Below are 22999 nucleotides of genomic sequence, written 5' to 3'. Positions count from 1 at the left end.
CCTTTCGGTGTCTTAGACGATGAGGTCGATCGAGTGAGTGGCCCCGTCGAGCGCGGGGAGGGGCAGGAGGTCGGCGGCGCGGTCGGCCTCGGCGCGGGAGGACGGCGATCGGCCGTCCCCGGAGTTCCGGCCGTCGGCGGCCGCCCTGCCCTCTCCGTGCTGGCCGAGGGCGCGGCCGTCGGCGGCGGCCTGCTGCTGCGGCGACGGCTGGTTCTGCGACGACAGGTCCAGGGTGCCGGTGAGGCCTGTGCTGCCGAGGTCGCGGCGGAGGTCGGGCAGGATCGCGCGCAGCGCGTCGCGACCGGCGTCGGTCGGGGCGAACAGCTCGACCCGCACCCCGTCGACGCCGACGTGGGCGCGGACGGTGACCGGGCCCAGGTTGTCCGGCGTCACGTGCACGGTCATCACGTGCTCCCCACGGCCTGCCGCCGCGAGGGTGAACACCGGACGTGCGAGCTGGGCGTCGAGCGTCTGCGGCTGGGGAGAAGACGGAACGGCCGGTGCGGCGGCCGCGGAGGTGGCGGCGACCGCCGGCGCCGCCCCGCCTGTCACCGGCGCGGCAGCGGCCACCGAGGCAGGGCCGTCCGGCACCGCCCCCGGTCTGTTCTGCAGTTCGGCGGTCGGAGCGACGGCCACGACCGGCCGGGAGGTCGCGGCCTGCTCGACCGCTCCGGTCTGCGTGGTGGACGCCCCTGCGGCGGGAGCCTCCTGTGCGGCGCGGGCACCGCGCGGGGCCGGGGCGAGCGGGAGTGACTCGGGCGCCGCGGAGGATGCCGCGGGTGTCGCCGACGCACTCGAGGGCGTCGCTGACGGATCCGTCGCGGCAGGCGCGCCGGATACCGGGGTCGACATCGCCGCTGGAGGCCGCGCCGGCACCGGTGCGGGCGCCGCGGCCACGGGAGTCGCGGGGGCCGACGGAACCGGGGCGCCGTCCGACTCGGCCGGAACGACGGGAGCCGGCGGAGTTGTCGGCACCGCGGACGCCGTCGGGGCGGGAACCGCCGTCGATCGTGGGCCACCCGCCGTGGTCGACGGTGACGCTGTCACGGCCGTGGCGATCGGCGCAGCCGTGGCCGTGGCCCCGGGTCCGGCGGTCGCCGCGGTGTCCGGTGTCGCCGGCACCGCCGAGGCGGTCGCCGGTGCCGCAGCTGCGGCGTCGGAGGCCGCGAGGACCGCCCCGAGAGCGTCCACCGGTGTCGGCGACGTTCCGTCGGCCGGGGCCGCGGGCTGCATCGGGGCTGGGGCGGCGGCCTGCGGGCCGCCGGCGGAGTCGGTCGGCTTCTCCGACGCCTCCACGGCCGCGGGTGCGGGCTTGCGGTCGGCGGTGTGTCCGTGCTGATCGGGATGCGCCGGCACCGTACGTGACGGCGTCGCCGTCTCGCGCCGGCCGGGGGCGCCTGCGTGCGCTTCCGTCGCGCCCGCCAGGAACGCCCCGAACGCGTCGGCTCCGCCAGGGCGGCCCGCGCGGGCGCCTCCCGCCGGCGCGGGGCTCGACGGCGCCGACGGCGCGGCCGCAACCGTCCCGGGCGTCACAGCGAGCCTCCCTTCATCACGGAGGCCAGCAACGACCGCAGCAGATCGGCCTGTGTCGTCGAGCCCGATGCGCCGGCACCCGACAGCCCGGCCAGGCCGGAGAGTCCGGAGAGTCCGGAGAGACCCGACACCCCCGACGAACCCGACAGGCTCGCGAGCGCCGACGCCAGCGCCGAGGCCGACGCACCACCGGACGCCGAGGCCGTGGCCGCCGTCGCCTGCGGCACGATGCGCCGGATGGTCACGATGTCCGAGTCGTCCATCCAGTTGTTCACGATACTGACGTTGCGGCCCTCGCTCGGGGCATGGATGACCTTGCCGTCACCCGCATAGATCACGATGTGCTCTCCGCCGTTGGTGACGATGAGGTCACCGGGCTGCGCCTGGGCGAGCGACGGCACCTCCGTGCCCATCTTCGCCTGACCGGAGACCAGGCGCGGGAGGTCGATCCCGAGATCCTTGTAGACGCGCTGCACCAGCCCGGAGCAGTCGATACCCGATGAGCTCGTGCCGCCGAAGACGTACGGCACGCCCAGGTACTTCTTGGCGTCCGCGACGACGTCCGCGCCGGTGACTCCTCCCGTCGAGCCGGTCGCGCCGTCGACCCCGGAGGTCCCGAGCGCGCTCGCGAGGGCGTCGGCGAAGCCCGTCGACGACGTGCTCGTCGGCGCGGAGGCCGCCGACGCGCCCGTTCCCGTGGTGATCGTGTCGAGTTGCGCGATCGTCGCCTGGATCTGTGAGATCCGCCCGATCGCATCGGTGACCGTCATGCCTCGTGCCTTCCTTCGCCGTGGCCGGAGTGTCCGCGCAGCCACGCGCCGGTCGCGATCTCGTCGATCGCGGCCTGCTCGGCCCCCAGGTCGCCGGCGACGACCTCCGCGTGATGCCGGGCCTCGAGCTTCTCCAGCCCGACGGCGCGCTTCTTGGCCTCGGTGAACGCCTGCTGCGCGTCCGCGGCCTCCGTCTCGGCGCGCTCGGCGTACGCGGCCAGGTCGGCGAGCATGCTGCGGCTGGAGGCGCGGGCCGCGGCGAGCGCGAACATCGTGCTCGCGTCCGTCGCCTCCGCCGGTACAGCGTGCAGCGCCGCGATGGCGCGCACCTGCCTGTCCTGCACGTCCCGGCGGAGCGCGTTGGCCGCGGCGAGGTCGCTCGCGGCGTGGTCCTTCTCGATCTGCCGCAGCCGCAGCAGTCCGGCGAGCGGGAACGTCCGTGCCATCACACCACCCCTGTCCCGGCGGCTGGCATGGCCGCCACCAGCTCGTTCAGTCGTGCCCAGCCGTCCGCGAACGCGGAGGGTTCGCCGATCCCCTGTCGGAGGAAGCGGTCGATGGCGTCCTCGTTGGCGACGGCCGCGTCCACGCGCGGGTTCGTCCCTGGCTTGTACGCACCGACGTCGAGGAGGTCCTGCGCCGCGACCTTGGCCGCGAGGATGCTGCGCAGAGCGGTCGCCGCCGCCCGCTGCTCCGGGGTGGTGACCCGCGACGCGAGGCGCGAGATCGAGCCGAGCACGTCGACGGACGGGAAGTGCCCGACGACGGACAGCCTCCGGTCGAGCACCACGTGACCGTCCAGGATGCTGCGCGCCGCGTCGGCGATCGGCTCGTTGTGGTCGTCGCCGTCGACGAGCACGGTGTACAGGCCGGTGATCGACCCCGTCTCGCCGGTCCCCGCACGCTCGAGGAGCTGCGCGAGCAGCGAGAAGGTCGACGGCGGGTAGCCGCGGGTGGCGGGAGGCTCTCCCGCCGAGAGGCCGATCTCGCGCTGGGCCATCGCCACGCGGGTCAGCGAGTCCATCATGAGCACGACGTCGCGGCCCTGGTCGCGGAACGACTCGGCGATGCGGGTGGCGGCGAACGCCGCGCGCAGCCGCATCACTGCCGGCTCGTCCGAGGTCGCGACGACCACCACCGAACGCGCCAGACCGGCCGGTCCGAGGTCGTCCTCCAAGAACTCGCGGACCTCGCGCCCGCGCTCCCCCACCAGGGCGATCACCGATACCGCCGCATCCGTGCCGCGGGCGATCATCGACAGCAGCGACGACTTGCCCACGCCCGACCCGGCGAACAGCCCGAGGCGCTGGCCGCGCCCCGCGGTCACGAGCGTGTCGAGCACGCGCACGCCGAGCCCCAGCGGCGCCTGGATGCGCGCGCGGCGCATCGCGTCCGGCGCGCGGTTGTCGAGCGCGACGAAGCCGTCTGCGGTGATCGGCCCCCGCCCGTCGACCGGACGGCCGAGCGCGTCGATCACGCGGCCAAGCATCCCGGCTCCGGTCGGGACCAGCAGCGGGCTGCGCACGGCACGCACCGGAGCGCCGGCGGCGATGCCGGTGAGCCGGCCGTAGGGCATCACCTTCGCTCCTGTGGAGGTGGTGGCCACGACTTCGGCGTGCACCCCCGCCCCGTCGCCGATGACCACGAGGTCGCCGATCGCCGCGTGCACGCCCTCGATCTCCGCGCCGAGGCCGACGACGGCGACGACGCGACCCACCCGTTCGACCGCCGCGGCCTCCACCGCGGTGCGCCAGCCGGCGAGCGCGGCCGTCACCGCAGCGCCTCCTTCGCCCGATCGAGCGCGGACCGGATCCGCGCGTCGAGCCATCCCGTCGGCAGACCTCCGATCGCGTCGCCCGGGGTGAGCAAGGGGTCGGCCACAGCGGTGACGCCGTGGAGTGTCGGCGCGCCCGTTCCGTCGCCCGTCCCGGCCGCGCCGAGCAGTTCCAGGTCGTCCGGGTTGAGCCGCAGCACCGTCAGCTCCCCGGTCGGGGCCCCCGCGAACACCCGCGCCACGGCGGCCTGTGCGGCGGCGAGCCGGTCGGCCAGAGCGTGGCCGACCACCGCCTCGGCCAGCTCGAAGGCAGCCGCTACGAGCGAATCCTCCACGTCGGCGAGCACCGGCACCGTCGCCTCCTGCAGCTCGACCGCGGCCGAGCGCAGGGCGTGCGCCAGCACGGCGACGCGTGCGGCCGCCGCTTCGGTCTCCGCCGCCCGGGCCAGCTCGGCCTCGGCGCGCCACGCCGCCTGCTCGGCCGCGGCCTCGCGCCGGCCGTCCGCGTAGCCGGAGGCGAAGCCGCGCGCCCTGGCCGCGTCCGCTGCGGCGTGCTGGTCCTCCGTCTCCGCGAGCACGGGGACGGTCAGCGGTGCGAAAGCGACGTCATTCGACATACGCGTCCTCGTCGCCGCGCTGCACGGTGATCGCGCCCGTCGCCTCCAGGTCGCGGATGGCGCGGACGATCGACGCGCGCGCGTCCTCCACCTGCGACAGGCGCACAGGGCCCAGGATCCGGATCTCGTCCTCGAGGATCTCGCGGTTGCGCTCCGACAGGTTCTGCGTGATGACCTCGGTGACGGCCTCCGACGCGCCCTTGGTGGCGACGGCGAGCACGGCGGCGTCGACACCGCGCAGCACCTGCTGCACGTCACGCGGATCGAGGCGCACGATGTCGTCGAACGTCAGCATCCGCGAGCGGACCTCTTCGGCGAGCGCCGGATCGCGCTGCTCGAGCGACTCCAGGAGCGCCTTCTCCGTTGCGGCGTCCGCCCGGTTGATGATGTCGACCAGCGGCTGCACTCCCCCGACCGAGTCGGACGACGTGCGCGCGGAGACCACTGCGCTCGCACGCTGCTTGAGCGTGTCGGCGACGACCCGCACGGCGTCGGGGCTGGGCGAGCCCATGGTCGCGATCGCGTGGGCGACCTCGGTGCGCGCGACATCGTCCAGGCCGGCCAGCACGCGGGAGGCGTGGTCGGCGCGCAGGTGCGCGAGCACCAGGGCGCTCGTCTGGGGCAGCTCCCCGGCCAGCAGCATCTGCACTTGGCCGGGCTCGACCGCGTCGAGGAACTCGAACTGCTTGCCCGCCATCGACGACGCGACGCGGTTGAGCACCCCCGTCGCGCGCTCGGCGCCGAACGACGCCTCGAGGAGGCCGACGGCGATGTCGCGTCCGCCTCGGGTGCTGACGCCGCCGCGCGCGGTGAGGTCGTGGAACTCGCTCAGCGCCTTCTCCGCGACGGCCGGGTCGACCCGACGAAGGCGGAGGATCTCCGCGGTGATCTCGTCGGCCTCCTCGTCGGAGAACTGCTTCATCACCTGGGCGGCTCGCTGCTGATCCATGTTCATCAGCACGACGGCCACCTTCTGGGCGCCGGTCAGCGGGGTCTTGGTGTCGTTCATACGCCGGCCCTGTCCTCCATCAGACTGCGCAGGAACTCGGCGGTCTTCTGCGGGTCGCGCTCGGCGAGCGACTCGATCTCCTGCCGGCGGCGCTCGGCCTCCAGCTCCGGCCCCGTCGGGTCGGGCACCGGGTCGAGCTGCATCGGGACGGTCGGCGGCGCGGACTCCAGCGCGATCGGGAACGCCGCGGCTTCCAGTGCCGCCGAAGCGTCACGCTCAGCCTCCAGTTCGGCGTTCTCGGCCGCGCGCCTGCGGCCCCGGCGGAACAGCGCGAACGCGATGATCGCCGCGGCGACGACCGCCGCGCCGATGATGGAGGTGCGGATGATCCCGGTGAGCTGGTCGGCCGCTGCCGCGTCCTTGGCCTCCTGGAGCGCCTTGGCCGCCTCGGTCGCGCCGGCCTTGCTGAACGGGACCAGCTGCACGCTGACCGAATCCCCGCGCTTGGGGTCGATCCCGGCCGCCGCGTTGACCATGTTCCGCAGCTCGGTCGCGCTCACGTTGGAGACGGCGTCGGAGTTCACCGCGACCGACACGGTCTGACGGTTGATCGCGCCTGCCGGGATGGTGCGCTGCTCGGTGACCTTGTCCACCGCGTTGTCCTTGGTGCTCGACTCCGAGTTGAAGGTCCCGTTGCCGTTGGTGCCGTTCGGCACGGCGATGTTGTCCGGTCCGAGCACCCCTGCGGCGGAGTTGCCTCCGGTGCCCGAGTAGGTCTCCTTCTGGGTCGTCTCGCTCAGCGACGGTGCGTTGGTCGGCGAGGTGTACGACTCCTCGGTGCGCTGGGCCGACTCGTTGCTGACGTCGGCCGCGACGGCGACGGTGGCGTTTCCGGGGCCGACGACCTTGTCGAGCATGTCCTGGACGGCCGACTTCACCCGGGTCTCGTAGTCGGTGGCCTGTTTGTCCGCTCCCCCGGTCGCGCCGGCGCCGACGGTGCTCAGGACGTTGCCGTTCGCATCGACGACCGCGACATCGGTCGGCTGCATACCGGTCACCGCGGCGCTGGTCAGGTGCACGATCGCCTGCACCTGGTCGGCGGTGAGCGTCACGCCGGCCTGCGTCTCGACGAACACGGAGGCGGTCGGATCCTTCTTCTCGGAGACGAACACCGTGTCCTGAGGGATCGCGAGGCGCACCGACGCCGTCTTCACACCCTTCATGGCGGAGATCGTGTTGGCGAGCTCGCCCTCCATCGCCCGCTTGTAAGTCACCGACTGCTGGAACTCCGACGAGGTGACGCCCATCTTGTCCAGCAGCGAGTACCCGTTGGTGGTGGAGCTCGGCAGGCCGGCCGATGCCGCCTTGAGCCGCTCGTCGTACACCTTCTGCTGGGGCACCATGATGGTGCCTCCTCCGTCGGTGAGCTGATACGGGACGCCGTCGGTGCGCAACTGGTCGACGATCGCCGACGCGTCAGCGGCCTGAAGGCCGGAGAACAGCGGCGTGTACGACGGCTGCGACGCCCACATCGCGAGGCCGGCCGCTCCCAGGCCGATCACGGCCACGCCGATCACGGCGATGACCCGCTGGGCCACGCTGAACCCACGGATCGTGTCGCCGAGCCGGCGGAAGAAGCTCGTCACCTGCTGAGGCATCAGGCCTGCATCCTCATGATCTCGTTGAAGGCGTCGACGGCCTTGTTCCGCACGCCCGCGACCAGCTCGAGGGTGACCTGAGCACGCGTGGAGGCGAGCGTCGCCTTGTGGATGTCATCCAGATTTCCCGTCACCGCCTGCACGGCGAGCGCGTCGCTCGTGCCCTGCAGCTGCTGGAGGTTGTCGACGGCGCCGCTGAGCGCGGTGCTGAACGAGCTCCCGCCCGCGCCGGTGGTGGAGTTCGCCGCGGTCGTCCCGGCTGTGCCGGTGGCCGCGCCGATCGAGCTGATGGCGCTGATCGCGTCGACGGGCATCAGTTCCTCCCGATCTGGAGAGCGGCCTGGTAGGTCTCTTTGGCGCGGTCGACGACGGCGGCGTTCGCCTGGTAGCCGCGCTCGGCCATGATGAGCGACCCCATCTGCGACGAGAGGTCGATGTCGGGGTAGCGGACGTAGCCTTTCGCGTCGGCGACGGGGTTGTCCGGCTCGTAGACCATCCGGCCCTCCGCACTGCCGTAGGCGGCGCCCGCGACGTAGGCACCGGACACCCCCTGCCCTTCCTGGGCGACCACGTAGCGCGCCTGGAACGCCGCGCCGTTGGTCGGCTTCGCGGTGTTGATGTTGGCGAGGTTGTCCGAGATGGCGTCGAGCCACTTGCGGTGCAGGGTGAGTCCCGTGCCCGCGATGCCGATGGCGTCGAATGTCATCGTGAGTCCTTTCGGTCGTCGAGGATCGGGTCGCCGGTCAGCTGGTCTTCAAGGCGGCACGGATGAGCGAGAACTCGTTGCCCGCCGCCTGGGACGCGAACTGGAAGCCGAGCACCGTGTCGACGTTGGAGAGCGTCTCGGTGTCGAGATTGACGTTGTTGCCGTCGAGGCGGGTCGGCTCGAGCGAGCGTCCCGTGGTCGAGGCGGCGTGGCCGTCCCCGCGTGCGACGGAGGCGGCGAGGGCGTCTTCGAACGACACCCGCTCCGCGGTGTAGCCCGGGGTGTTGACGTTGGCGATGTTGTTGGCGATCGCGCGCTGGCGCGCCGCGAGGCCGTCGAGGGCGCTCGACAGGGCGGCACTGGTCACGGATTCGAGCACGCTGCACTCCATCGGTGGTCGAAGGGGGCGGCCTGTCCGTGGCCAGTCGTCGAGCGATCCGTGCTCGTAGGCCTCTATCGACCGCGACCGAGGATGCGTTAGCCAGGCGGGGCGTGCCCAATTCGTGGGTCACGTGCGCGGGTGAACGGCAGTGTTCGCGCGGGTGAAGGATGCTCAGCGGGACCTGTGGATGACCGGCAGATCAGACGCTGAAATCACAGATCTATCCACAGTCGTTTTTCGGGTGTGAGTTACACCGTTGTGGTTTAGAACAAAGCTTCGATTCGAGCCAGAATCGGACAAAATACCTGGTCAGAGGCCGTTACAACTCACTGAGAATTCTGAGATTCCACACAAGTCGCGCGTGTCCTCCACACGTTTTCGGCACTCATCCACGGCTTTTCCCCAGAGTTATCCACAGGTGGACAAGTTGGGGACGGCGCCCGAACGTGGACACACCGGTCGACCCCCACCCGTTGAACGCGCGATGAACGCGGGCGACACGCCCGGGGGGCGTGAGGAACCGGCGAAGACACGTTTGATGGCGGGCTCGAGTTCCGTCGGGCTGAGGTGCCGGCGGCCGTGACGTCAGACAGTACGCCGCTCTGGTGGGTTCCGTGCCAGCACGGATGCAGCCGCATCGGCATGCAACTTAGCGTCCTAGGTGAAAGGTTCTTGATGCTACATATCTGAACCTTCTGAAAGGAAGCAACATGACTGAATTCACGAGGCGTTGGGTATCCGGAGCGGCGATCGGTGTAGTGGTGGCAGTAGCTGCGAGCGCGGTTCCCGCCTGTGCGGATACCCCCGATGACACCTTGGCGGTGGTAGCTGCGGCAACACCGGAGACTGTCGCGGACGCGGCCAGTGTGCCGACGACAGACATCGGCGAGAACGCAATCGATGCCACGGTCGCCGGTGCGAATGTGACGATCCCGGTGGACCCTGCGGCAGGCATCTCTCTCAGTGGCGAGAACGGCACAGTCTCGATCGGTCTTCCGTTTGCTGATCAGGCTGCTGGCGCGACGGTTCAGAAGCCGGGCGTGGTGTCCTACGACAACGGCAACGGGTCGAGCACCGTCCCGGTTGTCCAGTCAGACGGCAGCGTACAGATCAACACGATTGTCGACAATGCGGCTGCGCCCACTCGATACTCTTACCCGCTCGACCTTCCGGCCGGACAGGGCATCTACGTGAACGAGGACGGCTCCGCACATATCGCGGATGAGGCCGGAACGGCAACGGGTTTCATCCCTGCACCGTGGGCGAAGGATGCGAAGGGCAACGACGTTCCGACCCGATTCGAGGTAAGCGGAAACGTACTCACACAGGTGATTGATTTCACCGATGAGACCGCCTTCCCGGTCGTTGCCGACCCGACCGTCACATTCGGTACCTATGTCGACATCACAATGTCCCAGGCAACGGCGAAATCGATCAATGCGGGCTCGGCCGGTACGGCAATCGCACTCCTCGCGCTGGCCGGCCCGGTGGGCGCAATCATCGGGGCCGCTGTCTACGGCACCATCGGCACATACAACGACAATCGCTTGAACCAATGCCGTAACTGGAAATTCAGCTATACCTACCTTGGGCAGCTCGTCAAGGCCGGCTGCGCCTAACATATGCCCATGAAGCTGAGTCGTTGGGGATGGCGGGTTGCTCCCGCGTGGACGTTCTTCCTCGGTCTACTGATCGGGGGCCTCCCGGGTGGCATTAGCGAACCCAAGAACCTGATTCCGATTGCACTCTATCTGGCAACGCTCGTGATCCTTATTCCCCTCGAAGTGCTCTCCCGGAGGGTCGAGGATCGAGCGAGGACCGACGAAAGGATCGGTTAAGGCAACCCACTGCGTTCAGGCTGCCGAAGGATGCGCTCTGGTGCCCCGCACCGGGGCGCATCCTCTTTGCACGACTGGAAGATCACCTCCGCCGGCGAGTCTCACCCGATCAGATCGAAGTACACCGGGTGCGGACCGATCTCCGTGCGCGGCACCGAGTTCACCGCGGCGAGGTGCCGCGCGGTCGTCTGGCGCACGTCCTCGAGGTAGCGGATGGTGTGCAGCTGGGCCTCCAGCAGTCGTGCCGCTCGCTCCTGCAGCTCTTCCGGGATCGGGCCGAGGCCCGCCGGCGGGCGCCACGGGATGGGGTCGACCTTGGCGAGAGCGCCGTGCAGTTCGCTCTCCATGCGCTCCAGGGCCTCCGCCCAGGCGTGCTCAGGCGACGCCGAGGTCACGTCCGGTCTCCGATTGGCCGTCGGCGGCAGTGCCGTACGGGGAGGCGGCCGAGCGGAGGCCGGGCGAGGAAGCCGGCAGGCTCTCCGCCGCCTCGTGCCACGCCAGGCGCAGCGGCTCGACGAGTTCGATGGCCTCGTGCACCTTCGCCGCGTCGTGCTCGACGGTCCCGGCGACGATCAGCTCGGCGAGGTAGCTGTAGAGCTGCAGCAGTCCTTCCGCGCCGTCCCACAGGTCGACCTTCAGGCTCGAGGCGAGTTCGGCGACGATCTGGTCGGCGTGCCGCAGGTTCTCCCACGCGGTGGGCCAGTTCTGCGCGAGCAGGGCCTCCTCTGCGCGGGTCAGGTCGAGCACGAGCCGGTCGTACAGCATCGTGACCAGCCGTGCGGGGCTGGCCGAGAGCACGCTGTCGCGGTTGTACGCGGAGAGCTTGGCGGCGGCGGAGTTCAGGAGACTCATCACTTGCCCGACGAGGAGAGAGAGGCGAGCTGACCGGTCAGCCACGACGACTGGGACTGCAGTTGCTGCAACTGGACTTCGAGATTCGCATAGGTCTTCTGGAGTGTCGATTTGCGGTCGGCCAGGCGGGTGTCCCAGTCGGCGATCTGCGCGTTGAGGCTCTTGACCGTCGACTGCTCGCCCTGGATCTTCTGGGTGATGGTGCCGTCGTACTTGTCGCTCACGGCGTTCGCGGCGTCCGCGACGCGCTGCGAGATGGTCGCCAGCGCCGACTTGACGGCATCCGGGTTCTTCGCGATGGCGGCGGCGAAGACCGTCTTGTCGAACGTGACCTGGCCGTCGCTCGTGATGCTGATGCCGTACGTGCTGGGGGAGACCCCGTTGATCGGCGCGATGACGGCGTCGGTCAGCTTCTGGTTGGCGTCGCGAACGGACGACTCGCCCGTGAACGTCCCGGCGGTGACGGTCGTACCGCCGGCGGCATCCGTGCCGGTCGTGACCGCCTGCTTCTGCGAGATGAAGGTGAAGATGTCGTTGAGGCTCGTCACCAGCGAGTTCGCGGCGTTCGAGATGCTGGTGTCGTCGCGCCCGACGGTGAGCGTGACGGGAGTGGCGGAGGCCGCGGACACGGTGATCGACACACCCGGCAGGACGCTGTCGAAGGTGTTCGTCGCGCTCGTCACGCTCTGCGCAGCGGACGAGCCCGCCCAGAGGGTGACCTGCGCATCCTGTGCCTGGCGCACCTGCGCGGCGCCGGGGTCGTTCAGGAGGTTCGTGGCGGTTCCCGCTGTCACATCGGCCGGGGTTCCGCGGTAGACCGTGAACGCGCCGGCCGCACCGGTCTGCGCCGAGCTGAGCTGCAGCCGGTAGAGCTTCGCGCCCGTGGCGGGATCGAGTCCCGCGGCGACCTGCGTGGCGCTGACGCCGACGCCGGCCTTGTTGATGGCTGCCGCCACGTCGGCGAGCGACGAGCTCGCCGCGGTGACCTGCTTCGTGGTGCCGTCTGCGGCTACGAACGTCAGTGTCGGCGGCTGGTCCGGCCACTGCGTGAGCGGTCCGGTGACGGTGACCTGCGACTGGGCGAGGCGGTCGACGGTGAAATCGATGGTGCCGTCCACCGCTCCGGCGCCCGCGGTCGCGGTGACGGAGGTCGAGGCGACGCCGCCCGAGCTGACCGACGCGGTGTGGAGGTCGGTGCCGGCCGGCTTGGCGAGCGCGGTGGCGGCGGTGGCGAGCGACGCGATCTTGGTGTTCAGCGTCTGCATCGCGGTGATGAAGGTCGTGGAGTCGGTGACCTTGTTCTTCAGCAGGGTCTGCGGAACCGCTTCCGCCTGCATGAGCTGGTCGATCAGCTGCGTGGTGTTGAGCCCGCTGATCAGACCATCGACGGCCATTCCCATGAGCTGCTCTCCCTCCTACGACGGTGATGCCGGTGGTGCCTGTGGAACGGCGGCCGGGATGCCCTTTGGGGATGACATCCCGGCCGCCGGGTCTGTAGCGAGCCTCTCGCGCTTAGCGGAGGAGCTGCAGGACGCCCTGACCAGACTGGTTGGCCTGGGCCAGCATCGCGGTGCCGGCCTGCGACAGGATGTTCGAGCGGGTGTACTTCACCATCTCGGACGCCATGTCGGTGTCGGTGATTCGCGAGTTCGCAGCGGACAGGTTCTCCTGGGAGACGTTGAGGCTGCGGATGGTGCTCTCGAAGCGGTTCTGGACCGCACCGAGGTTGGCGCGAGCCGTCGACACGTTCTTGATCTGGGTGTCGAGGGCGGCGATCGAGGTGAGGGCGTTCCCGGCGGTGTCGAACGTCAGCGCGCCGACCGCGGTGGCGACCGTCGAGACGTTGGCACCGGACAGGTCGACGGCGATCTGGTCGTTCGCGGCGACGGAGCCCGCGCCGACCTGGAAGGTCAGCGTGGCGTTCGAGCCGTCGAGCAGGTTGATGCCGTTGAAGTTGGCGCTGCCCGAGATGCGGGTGAGCTCCTTCGTCAGCTGGTCGACCTCGGTCTTGATCGCTGCGCGCGAGTCCGTGTTGTTGGAGTCGTTGCCGGCCTGGACAGCCAGGTCGCGCACGCGCTGCAGGATCGAGTGGACCTCGGTCAGCTGACCTTCAGCGGTCTGCACGACGCTGATGCCGTCCTGAGCGTTGCGGGCGGCGACGGTCAGACCGCCGACCTGCGACTTCAGGCCCTCGGAGATCGCGAGGCCTGCCGCGTCGTCCGCCGCACGGTTGATGCGGAGGCCGCTGGACAGCTTCTCGAGCGACTTCGAGAGGTCGCTCTGCGTGTTGTTCAGGTTGCGGTAGGCGTTGAGCGCCGAGATGTTGGTGTTGATCTGCATACCCATGATGTTTCCTCCATGACTGGGCTTCGGTTCGCGGTCCGTCCATGTCCCGCATCAACCCTTATCGGCCACCTGTCGCATCCCGTTAGGCATCTATCCGTTCCTCACTTTCTCCCGCCTTCGACGGCGTGTTGCGAGAGAAAGTGAGGAAGCGATGGCTGCTCAGGATGCGCGCGCCGTGCTGGGGGAGGGGGCGTGCGGGTGCAGGTGCGCCACGGCGTGCTGGGCGAGGCGGGCGAGGTAGGCGCTGCGCCGAGCCTGAGAGGTCTTCGCCTCGATGACCTCCGGGTCGCCCTCGTCCGCGTAGTGCGTGGCCATGCCCTCGCGCATGAGCCGGATGGCCTCCGAACGTTGCTGGGAGACCGCCGAGTGGGTGATGCCGAGCTCCTCGGCGATCTCGGTGACCGTGCGGTCGTCGAAGTAGATCGCCTCGACGATGGAGCGCATCCGGTCGGGCAGGGCGGCGACCGCCGCGCGCACGTAGGCGGTCCGCTCGCCGACGAGCAGCGCCTCCTCCGGGCCCACGGCCTCGGAGACGAGCACCGACTCGACCGTCTCGTCGAGCGCGGTGACCGAGCGGGCGGCGTCGGCGAGTCCGGCCGCCGCCGTCTCGCGGTCGACACCGAGCGCCGCGGCGATCTCGTCGACTCCCGGCGCGCGACCGAGCGCTGCCGAGAGGCTCTCCTGAACGGCCAGCGTCTCCTTGATGCGCTTGCGGGCCGATCGCGTCGCCCAGTCGCTGGCTCGCAGCTCGTCGGCCAGTGCGCCGACGATGCGCGTCCGGGCGTAGGCGCCGAAGGGCACGCCCGTGGTCGCGTCGTAGGCCTCGGCCGCCGTCACCAGCGCGACGGCGCCGGCGGAGGCCAGGTCGTCGCGCGACAGGTGCGTCGCACGGGAGCACAGGTCGGAGACCAAGTACCCCACCAGCGGCAGGTTCTCGACGACGAGCGTGTTTCGTTCTGTGCGGTTCACGCTGGGCGACCCCTCTTCATCGGACGGGTACCACGGAACATCCCGGTCGGGGTGGGATGGCGCGGGTACTCGGGCGGTGCTCGGATGCTCGGACTTACTCGGGTGCCGAACGCTGGTGCTAGGGGTTTCTCGTGTTCACGGTAACAATGCGAGTCCTTTCAGGTCGCGACGTCGATGCCCCCACTACGGGGCAGGACCTACCCCCAGTACGGGGAATACTGTGTGGTCGCCCCGAGCCGGTACGGCCTGAGGGATTTCATAGGGCCGCCCGCCTAACATCGGGGCGACCGGTGCCGATGGTCCCCCATGAGGCGGACACCCGTTCCGCCACGGACCGAGGGATTCAGTGCGCACAACGACTCACGAGGACGTCAGGAGCGACATGGCCGCGAGCGAACTCTCCGCTCAGCTCTGGAAGGAGCGCGAGCTGCTGGAGCTGCTGCTGTTCAAGCTGGAGGAGGAGCAGCTGCTGCTCATCGCCGGCAAGTCGCGCTGGATCTCGCACGCCACCCGAGAGGTGGAGCAGGTCATGGAGCGCATGCGCGACGCAGGGCTCGCCCGCACGATCGAGGTGTCCGTCGTCGCCGAGCAGTGGGGTCTCAGCCCGGAGGCGACCCTCCGCGAGCTGGCCGCCGGCGCTCCTGACGGCATCTGGTCCGACATCTTCGCCTCCCACCTGACCGCGATGACCGAGCTCACCGGCCAGATCGCCGACGTGCGCGACACCAATGAGCGCCTCCTGCGGGAGGCGGCTCGGTCGACCCAGGAGACGCTGAACGGCCTGTCCGGCTCCGGCCCCGACGCCGGCGTCTACGGCGCCGCGGGGGAGAGCCGCTCGGGCGACGCCGGCGGACGCCTCTTCGACACGGAGGCGTGAGACGATGAGCACCTTCAGCGGACTCAACACCGCGTACACCGGCCTGGTCGCGGCCAAGGCAGGCCTCGACGTCGTCGGCCAGAACCTGGTGAACGCCAACACCGCCGGCTACACCCGGCAGCGGGTCTCCACCTCCGGGGTGCCAGCCCTCACCTCCGCCGGCCTCTTCACCGGGGGCGTCCGGCCCGGCCAGGGGGTCAGCGTCGACGGCATCCAACGGCTCGATGACGCCGCCCTCGACGCCCGGGTGCGCAGCACGACGGCGCTCTCGGGCTACTCCTCGGTGCGGGCCAAGGCACTGACCTCGCTGGAGGATTCGCTGAACGAGCCGGGCACCAACGGGATCTCGGATCAGCTGCAGAAGTTCTGGTCGGCCTGGAGCGATGTCTCGAACCAGGCGGGCGACCAGGCCCCCGCGGGTGTGCTGCTCGGCCGCGCCGGCAGCCTCGTCACCCAGATCGCGACGGGCTACCGCGCCGTGGACGACCAGTGGACCGCCCTGCGACAGAACGCCGCAGGGATGGTCGACGACGTCAATCGGGCGGCCTCCGAGGTCGCCGACCTCAACGGCCGCATCCGGCAGGCGGTGGCCTCCGGCGCCTCGGCGAACGAACTGATGGATCGGCGCGACGTGCTGACGACCCAGCTCGCGAACCTCGCCGGGGGAGTCGTGCGGCCGAACCCCGATGGCACCGTGGATGTGCTGGTGGGCGGCAACGCCCTGGTGAGCGGCACGACGGCGAACGCGGTGCAGCTCGCCGGCGCGCAGCGCATGGCCGATGCCGGCGGCAGTCCGGTGCAGCTGGAATGGGCGCACCGACCCGGCTCCGCGATCGCGCTCGAGGGCGGCCAGATCGCCGGTGCGATCTCCACCCTCGCTCCCGCCGATGCGACCGGCACCGGCGGCGTGCTCGCCGAGGCCGCCGCCGGCTACAACGCCTTCGCGGCGACCCTGGCTCAGCGGGTCAACGCCGTGCACAGCACCGGATCGACCCCGACCGGTGCGACCGGTCTCGACTTCTTCGCCATCGACGCTTCCAAGCCGGCGGCGCTCGGCCTCTCGGTCGTCCCCACCTCCGTCTCGCAGATCGCCACAGGGACGCCGGGGGCCGGAGGCGCGGACGGCAGCATCGCCGACGCGATCTCGAAACTCGGCACGGGCACCAACGCGGTCGACAAGCAGTGGTCGGCATTCGTGGTCCGCATCGGTATCGCCAGCAAGACCGAGCAGCAGCAGTCGGATCTCGCCGATCTCGCGACGAGCTCCGCGACCAGCGCGCAGCTCGCCAACTCCTCCGTCGACCTCGACGAGGAGAACATGAGCATGCTCACGTTCCAGCACGCGTACCAGGGCGCCGCCCGGGTGATGACGGCCGTGGACGAGACGCTGGACGTGCTCATCAACCACACCGGACTGGTCGGGAGGTAATCGTGTTCACCCGTGTCACGAACGCAACGCAGACGGCGAACGCCCAGCACAACCTGCAGCTCAGCCTGCAGCGTCAGGCCAAGCTCTACGACCAGGCGACGAGCCAGAAGCAGCTGACCCGGCCGTCCGACGACCCCACGGCGACCGCGAGCGCGCTCAACGTGCGCTCCGGCCAGGCCGCCACGACTCAGTACCAGCGCAACGCCGACAACGGCGACGGCTGGCTGAACACCGCCGACTCGGCGCTCACGGGCGTGGAGGCGCTCATGCGCCGCTTCCGCGATCTCACGGTCCAGGGCGCGAACGACGGCTCGCTGTCTCCCGAGGCCAAGGAGTCGATCGCCACCGAGCTCGAGGGCATCAAGAAGAGCCTCCTCTCGCTGGCGAACACCACCTACCAGGGCCGCACGGTCTTCGCGGGCAACTCGGACGCCGGCGTCGCCTTCCAGCCCGACTACTCGTTCACCGGGTCGGCTGCCAGTACAGTGGAGCGCAGGATCGGGCCGGACGCGACCGTTCGGGTCGACGCCGACGGCGCCGCCGCATTCGGCACCGGCGCCTCGTCGGTGTTCGCCCTGATCGACAACACCGTCAGCGACCTGCGCTCGGGGGTGAACGTGGGTCCGAGGCTGGCGGAGATCGACAACAGGATGAAGGCGATCGTGGGAGAGCACGCGGAGATCGGCGGACGCCAGACCCGCCTGGACAAGGCGAAGGACGCCCTCGCCTCCGGAGCCATCTCGCTGGAGTCGCAGCGGGCGAGCCTGGAGGACGTCGACCTGAGCAAGGTCCTTCTCGACCTCAAGACGCAGGACGTCAACTATCAGACTGCCATCGCCGTGACCGCACGCGTGCTCCAGCCGACGCTGATGGACTTCCTCCGATGAGCGCCGTCCGGTTCGTCGTCCCGCCGCCCGGCCTGGAGCCGCTCGCCGCGTTCGAGCTCACCGCCGTCGCCGGGGCGGACGGTCTCTATTCTCTGTCGTCCGTCGAGCGCCCTGAGGTACGCCTCTTCACGATCGACGCGGAAGTGCACCTGCCCGGGTACTCGCCCGAGCTGCCGGACGACCGCGCTGCGGAGCTCGGGATCGGCGCGCCGGAGGAGGCCATGCTGCTGGTCGTGGTCACGCCGTCGCGCGAGGGCAGCACCGTCAACCTGCTCGCCCCGATCGTCGTCAACCGGGCGGACGGCTCGGCCATCCAACTCGTGCTCGACGACGACGCCCTGCCTGTCCGCGCCGAGCTCGCGGCCCTCGCCGGCGCCTGACCTCTGATCGAGACGGCGGATCCTCCGACCACTCGGTGCACTTCGTCGCAGTTCACGCCGCCTCGACGGCTACTTCGCCGCGGGAGTGGGGCACGGTGCGGCCGCCTTCATCGCCGCCACGGCCTGATCCTCTGACCAGGGGAGTGCTGCCACCGCTTTGGCGCCCTTCTTCACGGCGGGCACCTTCGACACGATCGAGGCGAGCCGCTGTGCCAGCCCCTGCGCGAAGCCCGCGCCCGGCGTCGAGTTGTTGACCGCCGCGACGATCGTGAGGCCGGACGACGGGTCGGCGTACATCGCCGTCAGGTAGCCGGGGACGGCCGCCGCCCCGCCGCGCAACGGCCCGACGACCTGTACACCCAGGCCGTACCCGAGCCAGGACGAGCCGGCTCCGACCGTGGTGTTCTGGGCGTCCGCCGACCGGCTGCTGAGCAGTGACCCGCCCGCGAGCGCCTGCGCGAAGGCCTTGAGGTCGGGAACGTTCGACACGACGCCGGCCGCAGTCCAGCCCATCGACGGCGACAGCGCGGTGACCTCTCGGACCTGATCGCAGAGCGGCGCACCGGCGGCGTCGAGCGCGGCGGCGTACCCGGCGGGGTGCTCTCCCGGCACGGTGAGCACGCCGTTGTCCGGGAGCGTCGACGCCGACATGTCCAGCCGCGAGAACACGCGGCTGGAGTAGAGCTGCTGCCAGTTGCTGTCGGTGGCGTTCTGCAGGGCCATCCCCACCAGCACGGCGTTGGTCTGCGAGGGAGCGTAGCGCGCTCCCGGGCTCCCGGTGCGGGCCGTCGCGATCCCGTCGCTCGCGAGCTCGAGCGGGGGCCAGTACCGGGTCGGGTTGGCGAGGAACTCGCCGTGCAGCTGCGCCGCGTAGTCGCCGATCCCCGACGTGTTCTGACAGAGCTCGCGCAGGGTCACGCCGCCGACCCCCACCAACCCGGGCAGCCACTTCGAGACAGGGTCGTCCAGCTGCACGGTGCCGTCGTCGACGAGCTCGAGGAGCACGGTGCACGTCATCGGGGTGGTGAGCTGGCCGATCCTGAACGTCATCGACGGCGTGACCGGTGTCGAACCTCCGCGGGTCGTCGTGCCGATCGCTGTCGTCCAGCTCCCGGCCCACGGCGCCCAGACCCCGACGATGCCCGCAGATCCGCCCGACTGGCCGATGGCATCCGTCACCGCGGCCGTGAGTCGTGCGGTCACGTCGGAGGGAAACCCGCCCGGCTGCTGGGGAGGGAAGCCGGGGTCGGCCGTCGTGGAGGCGCATCCGGCGAGCGCCACCGCCAGCACTGCGGCCGACGCACCGAGAACCGCCCGGAGCAGGCGGGAACGTCGCTGCATCGCTTCCCCCGATGTTCGTGACCGGGCCCCCCGCGGGCCTCGTGCAGCGATTGTAGCCCGCGCGAGGGCCACGGCGACTAGGCCCGATCGTGTCCAATCCGATCCGGCCACGGCGCCGAATCCCCTCCGAGGCGCGCAGGCCGCGCGCCGTCTTCCAAGGAGGAACGACACATGCGCACATCACCGAATCGCCTGGTCGCGACCGTCTTCGGCGCGGTCTATCTGCTGGTCGGCCTGCTCGGCTTCGCCTTCACCGGCGGCGTCGGCTTCGTGGCGACCCAGGGCGGCTTGATCCTCGGCATCTTCGAGGTCAACCCGCTGCACAACATCGCCCACCTGTTGATCGGCGCGGCGCTGCTCATCGCCGGCCTCACCAGAGCGGCAGCCGCGAAGGCCGTCAACATCACCGTCGGCGCCGTCTACCTGCTGCTCGGCATCGTCGGCTTCTTCCTGGTCGGCACGGGGGCGAACATCCTCGCCTTGAACACGCCCGACCACTTCCTCCACCTGGTGAGCGCGATCGTGCTCCTCGGTGTCGGTCTCGGCGCCGAGCGGACCGTGCGCGCCACGTCGGCGACCGCCTGACCGACCGGCCACGGCACTTCCCATGAGCAGGATGTCGGGGTCCGCCCCTGTCGCTCCGGCGACCAGGGCCTTCCTCGCCGTGGCCGCGCTGGGGGCCGGGCTGCTGCACGCCGCCCTGGCCCCCAGCGCACCTCTGCCGCTACTGCTGATCCTGGTCGGGATCGCGACGGGTGAGCTCGCCTGGGCGGTTGCCACGCTCGCCAGGGACCGGCCTCCGCTGTTCGCGGTCGCCCCCGCGCTCGCGCTCGCGCCGCTCGGGGTGTGGGCCGCTCTCGCCGTCGTCGGCGCGACCGCCTCGTCGGGCACGGTGCTGGAGCTCCCGCTCGTCCCGATGGGCGCCGCCTCGCTCCTGGATCTCGCCATCGCGACCACGGCGGCCGTCGTGCTGCGGCGGGGGACGCCGGTGCGCCGGAGTGCCGGAGCACTCCGATTCGTCAGCGCTCTCACCGTGAGCGCGTGCGCGGTCTGCGCTCTGACCATCCCGGCGCTCGGCGCGACCGACGCCGGCGTCGCAGCGGTCACCGTGCATCACCACCACTGACCCACCGGGTTGACGACACAGCCCATCCCCGCCAGACTTAGGTAAGCCTTACCTGACCTGGAGACCATCGTGGCCGAACTGATCCCCTTCTCACAGGCGCTCCGCGAGCGCACCCGCACCGTACACGAGCAGAGCGAGGGTGCGACCTTCATGCAAGACCTCATGAGCGGCAAGGGCAGCCGTGAGGACTACATCCACCTCCTCACCCAGCACTGGTACATCTACGACGCCCTCGAGGAGGCCGCCGGGTGGTTGGCCGACGACCCCGTCGCCACGCTCTTCATCAGCCCGAAGCTGACCCGCCTCCCCGCGATCGAGGCCGACCTCGAGTTCCTCATCGGCACCGACTGGCGCGACCGGGTCACGGCACTCCCGAGCACTCTGCGCTACACCGCTCGCATCCGCGAGGTCGGCAGCACCTGGCCCGGGGGCTTCGTCGCGCACCACTACACGCGGTACCTCGGCGACCTGTCCGGCGGTCAGATCATCCGCACCCTGCTGCAGCGCCAGTACGGCTTCGAGACCAACGGCGTCGGCTTCTACCTGTTCAACGACATCGCCAAGCCCAAGGTCTTCAAGGACGTCTACCGGGCCCAGCTCGACTCCGTCGACTGGACGGACGACGAGCGCGACCGCGTCATCGCCGAGGTGGCGCTGGCCTTCCGCTTCAACACGCAGCTGTTCGACGACCTCGCCGCGTCGAAGGCCGCGGCAGCCTGATCCGCGGCGCGGGTCAGCGCCGGCTCAGCGCGAACGACGCGTTCCCGAAGCGCACGATCGACCCGGGATCGACCTCGTGCCGGGTGTTGGGGTCGCAGGCGAAGGTGCCCTCGCCGGGGTAGCTGATCGTCGTGCCGTTGGCCGACCCGAGATCCATCACCCAGAACACGCCGTCGTACTGGCCGAAGGCCAGGTGCGCGCGGGAGACCGACTTGGCGTCGTCCGGCACGGTCACCAACTCGATGTGGGCGGGGTCGTCGAACTCGGTGCCCGGAGTGTGCGACGCCGGATTGCGACCGATGACACCGTTGCCCGACGTCTCGACATGCTGCCCGTCACTCAGATCCAGCGCGAACCTGACCGCCATCCGCTTCTCCTTCCAGCTGGCGCCCCGAAGCGCCCCGCCCAGCATGCCACGACGTGCTCGTGATCCCTAGAGCGTCCACGCGCTGAACGGTGCCGCCTCAGTCGGACGCCACCGGCACGCGCACCGGCCGGGCGTCGCGCATGAACCGCTCGACATCCGGGTCGACCGTGATGTCGCTCGGCCGCAGCGGGCGCGTCAGGTACAGCCCGTCGAGGCTCGTGATGCGGCTGAGGGCCACGTAGGTCTGGCCGGAGGTGAACGCGCGCGAGCCGAGGTCGACGATCGCCGCGTCGTAGGTCTTGCCCTGCGACTTGTGGATGGTGACCGCCCAGGCGAGTCTCAGAGGGAACTGCGTGAACTCGGCCACGACGTCCTTGGTCAGCTTCTTGGTCTCGGGGGAGTAGTTGTACCGGTACTTCTCCCAGATGGCCGGCTCGACCTCGTGGACCTCGCCGTCGACCTCCACATAGACGTTGGAGTCGATGCGCGTGACCGTGCCGATGGTGCCGTTGACCCAGCGCGGGCCGTCGCCCTGCCCCACGTCGTTGCGCAGGAACATCACCTGCGCGCCGACCTTCAGCTCGAGCACCTCGTCCGCCGGGTAGTTCCTGCCGCCGAAGTCTCCGCTCACCTCGGCCTTCGCCGTCAACGGCCGACCGGGCAGCCGTTCGAGGGCCTGTGCGTTGATGCGGTTGACGGTGTCGTTGCGCGTCGCCAGCGTGATCGTGCCGTCGTCGGGCGCCGGGCGCGCGCCGACCGTGTTGAGCCGGTCGGCGATCTCTTTGGTCACCTGACCGTGGCGCACGGCGTTGAGCATGTAGCGGAAGTCGGACTCGTGCTGCCGGTGGACCTGCAGCAGCTCGACGATGTGGAGGTCGGCCTCGCTCCACACTTTGGCGTCGAAGAACCACATCGAGCGGTAGGTGTCGCTGAAGTACGCGCGCTCCTCGTGGTCGCCAGGCACCGGGGCCAACTGGTACGGGTCTCCGAACAGCACCACCTGCACACCGCCGAAGGGCTCCTTCGGCCGTTGCCTGGCCTGCCGAAGGCTGCGGTCGACGGCGTCCATCAGATCGGCGTTCACCATCGAGACCTCGTCGATGACGAGGGTGTCGATGCTGTTCAGGAGCTTGCGCAGCTCGCTGGTCTGGTCGATGTCGTGGTCGGCGATGACTCCGATGGGCAGCTTGAAGAGCGAGTGGATGGTCTGGCCGCCGACGTTGAGGGCGGCGACGCCCGTCGGCGCGGCGATCACGATCGACTTCTCGGTGTTCCACGAGAGGTGGTTCAGGAGCGTCGACTTGCCCGTGCCGGCCCTGCCGGTGACGAAGACATGGTCGCGGGTGTGCTCGATCAGCTCGAACACAGCGCGCTGCTCGGGCGAGAGCGAGAGTCCGGCCATCGGCGTCCCCTTCCCTCCACGCGACCTGCCGAACTACTCTAACGCGGGCTGCAACGGCGGGGACGGTTATCCACAC

The 22999-nt window shown here is 70.3% G+C and carries 26 protein-coding genes; 8 read left to right on the top strand and 18 right to left on the bottom strand.

The genetic code is table 11. The annotated features are described in order from the left end of the window. Positions 1-12 precede the first annotated feature (12 nt). The 10 genes from KNO15_RS23330 to KNO15_RS09485 are packed head-to-tail and all read right to left on the bottom strand — an operon-like array spanning position 13 to position 8386. Entirely contained in the window at positions 13-1533 is a 1521-nt protein-coding gene (locus KNO15_RS23330) for a flagellar hook-length control protein FliK (protein WP_241703416.1), read from the bottom strand. Continuing rightward, entirely contained in the window at positions 1530-2303 is a 774-nt protein-coding gene (locus tag KNO15_RS09525) for a C40 family peptidase (RefSeq protein ID WP_241703414.1), read from the bottom strand. The genes KNO15_RS23330 and KNO15_RS09525 overlap by 4 nt, the downstream gene beginning before the upstream one ends. Next, positions 2300-2749 carry a hypothetical protein gene (locus KNO15_RS09520; RefSeq protein ID WP_241703413.1) on the bottom strand — a complete coding sequence of 150 codons (450 nt, stop codon included), beginning with the start codon at positions 2747-2749 and terminating at the stop codon, positions 2300-2302. Before KNO15_RS09520 ends, KNO15_RS09525 begins: the two co-directional genes overlap by 4 nt. Further along, positions 2749-4077 carry a FliI/YscN family ATPase gene (locus tag KNO15_RS09515; protein ID WP_241703411.1) on the bottom strand — a complete coding sequence of 443 codons (1329 nt, stop codon included), beginning with the start codon at positions 4075-4077 and terminating at the stop codon, positions 2749-2751. The genes KNO15_RS09520 and KNO15_RS09515 overlap by 1 nt, the downstream gene beginning before the upstream one ends. After that, positions 4074-4694 (bottom strand): FliH/SctL family protein, encoded by a 621-nt coding sequence (locus tag KNO15_RS09510; RefSeq protein ID WP_241703409.1) that lies wholly within the window; start codon positions 4692-4694, stop codon positions 4074-4076. Before KNO15_RS09510 ends, KNO15_RS09515 begins: the two co-directional genes overlap by 4 nt. Then, entirely contained in the window at positions 4684-5703 is a 1020-nt protein-coding gene (gene fliG / locus KNO15_RS09505; RefSeq protein WP_241703408.1) for a flagellar motor switch protein FliG, read from the bottom strand. Before fliG ends, KNO15_RS09510 begins: the two co-directional genes overlap by 11 nt. Further along, positions 5700-7301, bottom strand: a complete 1602-nt coding sequence (fliF, locus tag KNO15_RS09500; RefSeq protein ID WP_241703406.1) for a flagellar basal-body MS-ring/collar protein FliF — start codon at positions 7299-7301, stop codon at positions 5700-5702. The genes fliG and fliF overlap by 4 nt, the downstream gene beginning before the upstream one ends. After that, positions 7301-7615 carry a flagellar hook-basal body complex protein FliE gene (fliE, locus tag KNO15_RS09495; protein ID WP_241703404.1) on the bottom strand — a complete coding sequence of 105 codons (315 nt, stop codon included), beginning with the start codon at positions 7613-7615 and terminating at the stop codon, positions 7301-7303. The genes fliF and fliE overlap by 1 nt, the downstream gene beginning before the upstream one ends. Next, a complete protein-coding gene (locus KNO15_RS09490; protein ID WP_241703402.1) occupies positions 7615-8007 on the bottom strand; it encodes a flagellar basal body rod protein FlgC in 393 nt (130 codons plus the stop codon). Before KNO15_RS09490 ends, fliE begins: the two co-directional genes overlap by 1 nt. A gap of 37 nt (positions 8008-8044) precedes the next feature. Next, on the bottom strand, positions 8045-8386 hold the full coding sequence (locus KNO15_RS09485) for a flagellar basal body rod protein FlgB (RefSeq protein ID WP_241703400.1): 342 nt from the start codon (positions 8384-8386) through the stop codon (positions 8045-8047). Between the two features lie 713 nt (positions 8387-9099). On the opposite strand from KNO15_RS09485, the gene KNO15_RS09480 reads away from it, so the two are divergent. Next, positions 9100-10008 carry a hypothetical protein gene (locus KNO15_RS09480; protein ID WP_241703399.1) on the top strand — a complete coding sequence of 303 codons (909 nt, stop codon included), beginning with the start codon at positions 9100-9102 and terminating at the stop codon, positions 10006-10008. A gap of 320 nt (positions 10009-10328) precedes the next feature. Here KNO15_RS09480 and KNO15_RS09475 read toward each other — a convergent pair whose 3' ends face one another. The 5 genes from KNO15_RS09475 to KNO15_RS09455 form a co-directional block, all read right to left on the bottom strand. Continuing rightward, a complete protein-coding gene (locus tag KNO15_RS09475; protein WP_241703397.1) occupies positions 10329-10622 on the bottom strand; it encodes a hypothetical protein in 294 nt (97 codons plus the stop codon). Next, positions 10603-11079 (bottom strand): flagellar export chaperone FliS, encoded by a 477-nt coding sequence (gene fliS, locus KNO15_RS09470; RefSeq protein ID WP_241703394.1) that lies wholly within the window; start codon positions 11077-11079, stop codon positions 10603-10605. The genes KNO15_RS09475 and fliS overlap by 20 nt, the downstream gene beginning before the upstream one ends. Continuing rightward, a complete protein-coding gene (gene fliD / locus KNO15_RS09465; RefSeq protein WP_241703392.1) occupies positions 11079-12473 on the bottom strand; it encodes a flagellar filament capping protein FliD in 1395 nt (464 codons plus the stop codon). The genes fliS and fliD overlap by 1 nt, the downstream gene beginning before the upstream one ends. Before the next feature lie 118 nt (positions 12474-12591). Next, on the bottom strand, positions 12592-13425 hold the full coding sequence (locus KNO15_RS09460) for a flagellin N-terminal helical domain-containing protein (RefSeq protein WP_208038771.1): 834 nt from the start codon (positions 13423-13425) through the stop codon (positions 12592-12594). Positions 13426-13584: 159 nt separating this feature from the next. Beyond that, positions 13585-14394, bottom strand: a complete 810-nt coding sequence (locus tag KNO15_RS09455) for a sigma-70 family RNA polymerase sigma factor (RefSeq protein ID WP_241703390.1) — start codon at positions 14392-14394, stop codon at positions 13585-13587. Positions 14395-14776: 382 nt separating this feature from the next. On the opposite strand from KNO15_RS09455, the gene flgN reads away from it, so the two are divergent. From flgN to KNO15_RS09435, 4 genes are read left to right on the top strand one after another with little or no spacing between them, the layout of a single operon-like run. Then, positions 14777-15271, top strand: coding sequence for a flagellar export chaperone FlgN (flgN, locus tag KNO15_RS09450; protein ID WP_241703388.1), 495 nt, complete (start codon positions 14777-14779; stop codon positions 15269-15271). 4 nt (positions 15272-15275) lie between these two features. Further along, positions 15276-16700 carry a flagellar hook-associated protein FlgK gene (gene flgK / locus KNO15_RS09445; protein ID WP_241703387.1) on the top strand — a complete coding sequence of 475 codons (1425 nt, stop codon included), beginning with the start codon at positions 15276-15278 and terminating at the stop codon, positions 16698-16700. 2 nt (positions 16701-16702) lie between these two features. Next, on the top strand, positions 16703-17587 hold the full coding sequence (gene flgL, locus KNO15_RS09440) for a flagellar hook-associated protein FlgL (protein WP_241703385.1): 885 nt from the start codon (positions 16703-16705) through the stop codon (positions 17585-17587). Then, positions 17584-17967, top strand: coding sequence for a flagellar assembly protein FliW (locus tag KNO15_RS09435; protein ID WP_241703384.1), 384 nt, complete (start codon positions 17584-17586; stop codon positions 17965-17967). The genes flgL and KNO15_RS09435 overlap by 4 nt, the downstream gene beginning before the upstream one ends. 69 nt (positions 17968-18036) lie before the next feature. Here the strand turns inward: KNO15_RS09435 and KNO15_RS09430 are convergent, their stop codons facing one another. Then, positions 18037-19308, bottom strand: coding sequence for a serine hydrolase domain-containing protein (locus KNO15_RS09430; protein ID WP_241703382.1), 1272 nt, complete (start codon positions 19306-19308; stop codon positions 18037-18039). Positions 19309-19479: 171 nt separating this feature from the next. On the opposite strand from KNO15_RS09430, the gene KNO15_RS09425 reads away from it, so the two are divergent. The 3 genes from KNO15_RS09425 to KNO15_RS09415 all read left to right on the top strand — a co-directional run bounded on the left by KNO15_RS09425 (position 19480) and on the right by KNO15_RS09415 (position 21154). Further along, a complete protein-coding gene (locus tag KNO15_RS09425) occupies positions 19480-19893 on the top strand; it encodes a DUF4383 domain-containing protein (protein ID WP_241703380.1) in 414 nt (137 codons plus the stop codon). A gap of 31 nt (positions 19894-19924) precedes the next feature. Further along, positions 19925-20434 (top strand): hypothetical protein, encoded by a 510-nt coding sequence (locus tag KNO15_RS09420; RefSeq protein WP_241703378.1) that lies wholly within the window; start codon positions 19925-19927, stop codon positions 20432-20434. Between the two features lie 69 nt (positions 20435-20503). After that, on the top strand, positions 20504-21154 hold the full coding sequence (locus KNO15_RS09415; RefSeq protein ID WP_241703376.1) for a biliverdin-producing heme oxygenase: 651 nt from the start codon (positions 20504-20506) through the stop codon (positions 21152-21154). Positions 21155-21167: 13 nt separating this feature from the next. Here KNO15_RS09415 and KNO15_RS09410 read toward each other — a convergent pair whose 3' ends face one another. Then, positions 21168-21521, bottom strand: a complete 354-nt coding sequence (locus KNO15_RS09410) for an FHA domain-containing protein (protein WP_241703375.1) — start codon at positions 21519-21521, stop codon at positions 21168-21170. A gap of 97 nt (positions 21522-21618) precedes the next feature. Next, entirely contained in the window at positions 21619-22923 is a 1305-nt protein-coding gene (locus KNO15_RS09405) for an ATP-dependent DNA helicase (protein WP_241703372.1), read from the bottom strand. Positions 22924-22999 lie beyond the last annotated feature (76 nt).

The organism is Leifsonia shinshuensis (assembly GCF_022606355.1).
Lineage (GTDB): Bacteria > Actinomycetota > Actinomycetes > Actinomycetales > Microbacteriaceae > Leifsonia > Leifsonia shinshuensis_B.
This window is presented reverse-complemented; position numbering and strand designations above follow the sequence as displayed.

Coding starts and splice junctions, on each gene's coding strand:
- KNO15_RS09525 (WP_241703414.1), bottom strand. CDS start 2,303: ATGACGGTCACCGATGCGATCGGGCGGATCTCACAGATCCAGGCGACG.
- KNO15_RS09520 (WP_241703413.1), bottom strand. CDS start 2,749: ATGGCACGGACGTTCCCGCTCGCCGGACTGCTGCGGCTGCGGCAGATC.
- KNO15_RS09510 (WP_241703409.1), bottom strand. CDS start 4,694: ATGTCGAATGACGTCGCTTTCGCACCGCTGACCGTCCCCGTGCTCGCG.
- fliG (WP_241703408.1), bottom strand. CDS start 5,703: ATGAACGACACCAAGACCCCGCTGACCGGCGCCCAGAAGGTGGCCGTC.
- fliF (WP_241703406.1), bottom strand. CDS start 7,301: ATGCCTCAGCAGGTGACGAGCTTCTTCCGCCGGCTCGGCGACACGATC.
- fliE (WP_241703404.1), bottom strand. CDS start 7,615: ATGCCCGTCGACGCGATCAGCGCCATCAGCTCGATCGGCGCGGCCACC.
- KNO15_RS09490 (WP_241703402.1), bottom strand. CDS start 8,007: ATGACATTCGACGCCATCGGCATCGCGGGCACGGGACTCACCCTGCAC.
- KNO15_RS09480 (WP_241703399.1), top strand. CDS start 9,100: ATGACTGAATTCACGAGGCGTTGGGTATCCGGAGCGGCGATCGGTGTA.
- fliS (WP_241703394.1), bottom strand. CDS start 11,079: ATGAGTCTCCTGAACTCCGCCGCCGCCAAGCTCTCCGCGTACAACCGC.
- fliD (WP_241703392.1), bottom strand. CDS start 12,473: ATGGCCGTCGATGGTCTGATCAGCGGGCTCAACACCACGCAGCTGATC.
- KNO15_RS09460 (WP_208038771.1), bottom strand. CDS start 13,425: ATGGGTATGCAGATCAACACCAACATCTCGGCGCTCAACGCCTACCGC.
- flgN (WP_241703388.1), top strand. CDS start 14,777: ATGGCCGCGAGCGAACTCTCCGCTCAGCTCTGGAAGGAGCGCGAGCTG.
- flgK (WP_241703387.1), top strand. CDS start 15,276: ATGAGCACCTTCAGCGGACTCAACACCGCGTACACCGGCCTGGTCGCG.
- KNO15_RS09435 (WP_241703384.1), top strand. CDS start 17,584: ATGAGCGCCGTCCGGTTCGTCGTCCCGCCGCCCGGCCTGGAGCCGCTC.
- KNO15_RS09430 (WP_241703382.1), bottom strand. CDS start 19,308: ATGCAGCGACGTTCCCGCCTGCTCCGGGCGGTTCTCGGTGCGTCGGCC.
- KNO15_RS09425 (WP_241703380.1), top strand. CDS start 19,480: ATGCGCACATCACCGAATCGCCTGGTCGCGACCGTCTTCGGCGCGGTC.
- KNO15_RS09420 (WP_241703378.1), top strand. CDS start 19,925: ATGTCGGGGTCCGCCCCTGTCGCTCCGGCGACCAGGGCCTTCCTCGCC.
- KNO15_RS09410 (WP_241703375.1), bottom strand. CDS start 21,521: ATGGCGGTCAGGTTCGCGCTGGATCTGAGTGACGGGCAGCATGTCGAG.
- KNO15_RS09405 (WP_241703372.1), bottom strand. CDS start 22,923: ATGGCCGGACTCTCGCTCTCGCCCGAGCAGCGCGCTGTGTTCGAGCTG.